The sequence below is a fragment of the uncultured Veillonella sp. genome, assembly GCF_905209685.1.
GTDB lineage: Bacteria > Bacillota > Negativicutes > Veillonellales > Veillonellaceae > Veillonella.
In genome coordinates, this window is the sequence record NZ_CAJLUB010000156.1 from 1 (window position 1) to 3,384 (window position 3,384).

General features: G+C 36.9%; 4 protein-coding genes. 3 read left to right on the plus strand and 1 reads right to left on the minus strand.

All coding sequences use genetic code 11. The features are described from left to right. Positions 1-133: 133 nt before the first annotated feature. Positions 134-526, minus strand: a complete 393-nt coding sequence (locus QZ055_RS08690; protein ID WP_295826247.1) for a thioesterase family protein — start codon at positions 524-526, stop codon at positions 134-136. Between the two features lie 261 nt (positions 527-787). Between QZ055_RS08690 and QZ055_RS08695 the strand changes: the two genes are divergently transcribed. The 3 genes from QZ055_RS08695 to QZ055_RS08705 form a co-directional block, all read left to right on the plus strand. Beyond that, a complete protein-coding gene (locus tag QZ055_RS08695) occupies positions 788-1,525 on the plus strand; it encodes a TVP38/TMEM64 family protein (RefSeq protein WP_295826252.1) in 738 nt (245 codons plus the stop codon). 52 nt (positions 1,526-1,577) lie between these two features. Next, positions 1,578-2,771, plus strand: a complete 1,194-nt coding sequence (locus QZ055_RS08700; protein WP_213466930.1) for a PLP-dependent aminotransferase family protein — start codon at positions 1,578-1,580, stop codon at positions 2,769-2,771. Positions 2,772-2,894: 123 nt separating this feature from the next. Further along, positions 2,895-3,384, plus strand: a 490-nt coding sequence (locus QZ055_RS08705; protein ID WP_295826255.1) for a P-loop NTPase, incomplete at its 3' end; no start/stop codon positions are given.

Consider the following 3,384-nt stretch of genomic DNA (forward strand, 5'->3'; position numbering starts at 1 on the left):
GAAAGACCCTTATAGGGTCAGAGCAAACCACCCGTTCTACGGGTGGTTATGATTTGTATTTTATTATTTTAATAAAGTAAGATATTAGCAATAAATCTATTAGTTATAAAGCTATTGGTAAAATAGTAAACTATTAGTTAGATTTTGCTCTACTAGCCACTTTAGCCATGAATTTTTCGTTATTAATAACAAATCGTTCATGAGTTCCTCGACCAATGATACCGACACCATCAGATGCTTCGATGTCAAAGGTGATTTTACGTCCTTCTACAGCACTAACTGTAGCTTTAGCAGTTACTGTTGCACCAAGTGGAGTAGGGGCCTCATGAGTAATGGATAGAGCGATACCTACAGTGCCTTCACCGTCTTCTAAATGTGGTTGTACTGCTGCTTGTGCGGCTTCTTCCATTAATGCACACATAGCTGGTGTAGCAAAGACCTCTAAAGAACCAGATTTCATTGTTTTTGCAATATTTGATTCTGTAACTGTTACAGTTGCCGTAGCTGTTTGACCTGCTGATACCATAATATACCTTCTTTCATTAAGAATATTCTCGTTATAATAGTATTATACATCTTTCGATAATTTTTATGCTAATGTAATTATACATATTTTATAGATACTACCAGTTAAAAATAATTACTTTTAACTGGTAGTATCTATAAAAGTAGACCATATAACTTATAACCCCAATATTTTTAACTGGTAGTAATTGAAAGATAACATATAACAGTTCTATAGAATCCGTGATATAATGGAACTAGTTTTTTATAAAACGAGGTATATATGAGTACAAGAAAATTAAAGCCTTCTGGTGAAGGTTGGGTACAGTTAATAGCAGGCATTGGTTTTGTCATTCTATTAATTGCCATCAATATAGTAGATCCTACATTTTATCCAACTATGTGGCATTTAGCGACGAGTGGATCCATGGATGAAATAGCAGAGTATATCCAAGGCTTTGGTCCTATGGCCATGGTCGTAAGTATGCTTCTCGATATTTTTGTTAATGCGGTCGGGTTTTTGCCATCTATCTTTATATCTACAGCAAATGGATTAGTATTCGGTATGTGGCCAGGGATCATTATTTCTTGGCTTGCAGAAACGATTGGCGTAGTCATTAGCTTTTATATTATGCGGTACTTTTTACGTGATACAGCAGATAAGCTTATTGCTAAGAGTACAGTATTGATGAAAGTAGATGATTTTTCAGGTCAAAATGGTTTTGTGGTCATGTTATTTGCTAGATCCTTACCATATTTTCCATCTGGTGTGATCACAGCACTTGGTGCCATTAGTAAAATCAAACCGAGAGACTATATCTTAGCAAATTTAATTGGTAAATTCCCATCCACAGCTCTTGAGGTAGCTATCGGTACAGATATCGTAAACTTTCAAGAGAATATGGGGCGATTAGGAATCATCGTAGTTGTTGCAGGTATTGTATACTTCATTCTTTGGAAAGTATATAAGAACTACATCAATAAGAAAAATGCTGAGCAAGAGCACGATCCTAATGCTTAACAATCTCTAATTAAATGTTATTCAATTTAGTATATATGAAAGAGGCGATAGTATGAGCTTTTCTCTTCCTGAACGGGTGACCCTAAAAGGTCCTAATTTTATTCGTGAAGTATTTGAACGTGGTGTAGGGGTAGAAGGTTTTATTAGTTTTGGTATTGGCAATCCTGCACCAGAAGCGATTCCTGTGGAAATCATCGAAAAGGCTTTTGATGAAGTGGTTCACTCTAATCCAATGAGTCTTTTACAATATGGACCAATGCAAGGTGATGCACGATTAGCAGAATTGACATTAGATCGTCTTGTAAAAACGCATAAGATGAATCCAGAAGGACAAGGTCTTATTATCTCTAATGGGGCGGGGCAACTCTTAGGTCTTGTACCGATTACTGTATTAGAACCTGGCGATGAAGTATACATGGATGAATTCACTTTTACCAGTGCCATTAATTCTGTACGCAATATGGGTGGTAAAGCATTAGGTATTAAGACTGATGAGTATGGCATGATTCCTAGTGAATTAGAAAAAGCGGCTCAATCTGGTAAAGGTAAATATATTTATCTTATTCCTAACTTCCAAAATCCAACAGGTATTACAATGCCGTTGGAACGTCGTAAAGAAATTTACGCTATTGCTTCTAAATATGATTTGTTTATCTATGAAGATGATCCATACGGTGAGATTCGCTTTGCTGGTGAGTACATTCCAACATTTAAATCCTTTGATACAGAAAATCGTGTTCTCTATGCAGGTTCGTATTCGAAGACCTTGTCTGCTGGTTTGCGTGTAGGTTTCTTATTTGGCCCAGCTAAAGTTATTGAAGCTATTCAAGCATTAAAAAATAATACAGCAGGGCAAATGCCATTAGTTACACAAAAAGTGGTAGCTAAAGTGCTCGATACAATCGATTACGACGCACATTTAGAAAATGTACGTAAAGTTTATAAAACAAAATGTGATGCCTTGTTGAATGCTTTTAACAAGTATGCAAGCTCTAAGGTTAAGTTAACACAGCCTACTGGTGGTATGTTCGCATGGATGACGATGCCTGAGGATGTAAATTGTGATGAATTCTTCGAAGCATGTATGGACAGAAATATAGGGATTATTAAGTGTGGTGCCTTTGCTGCAGATGGAGCAGGGGAAGGACATGCATTCCGTTTGAGCTATACAGTACCAACAGTAGAAGAAATTACAAAGGGCATGGAAATTCTTGGAACTTTAACTAAAGAATTCTGTGGTGAGTAATATATTGATAAAGTTTGATATGACATGATACAATGTAACAGTAGATACATTGTATTTACCATATAAACAAAAGGTTTTACATATAGATGTGAGGTAGTTCCTCAAAGAAAGTAGGTGTTTACTATGGGTTGCGGTAGCAGCAGTGATTGTGGCGGATGCCCATCTCAATCCTCTGGTTGCGGTGGCGGCGCGCCTCAACAACCTCAAGATCTTACAGCTCCATTACACGAGCTTAGTTCTGTTAAACATGTAATCGGCGTAGTATCTGGTAAAGGTGGCGTAGGTAAATCCTCCGTTACAAGCTTAATGGCTATTACTATGGCGCGTAAAGGTTACAAAGTAGGTATCCTCGATGCGGATATTACAGGTCCTTCCATTCCTAAAATGTTTGGTATCAAGGAAAAAGCATATGCTGACGAAATTGGTATGTATCCTGTAAAATCCAAAGGTGGTATTGACGTTATGTCTGTTAACCTTCTTTTAGAAAACGATACAGATCCAGTTTTATGGCGTGGTCCTATTTTAGGCAATGTTGTAAAACAATTCTATACAGATGTAATTTGGAAAGACATCGATTATTTATTCGTTGATATGCCACCAGGAACAGGTGACG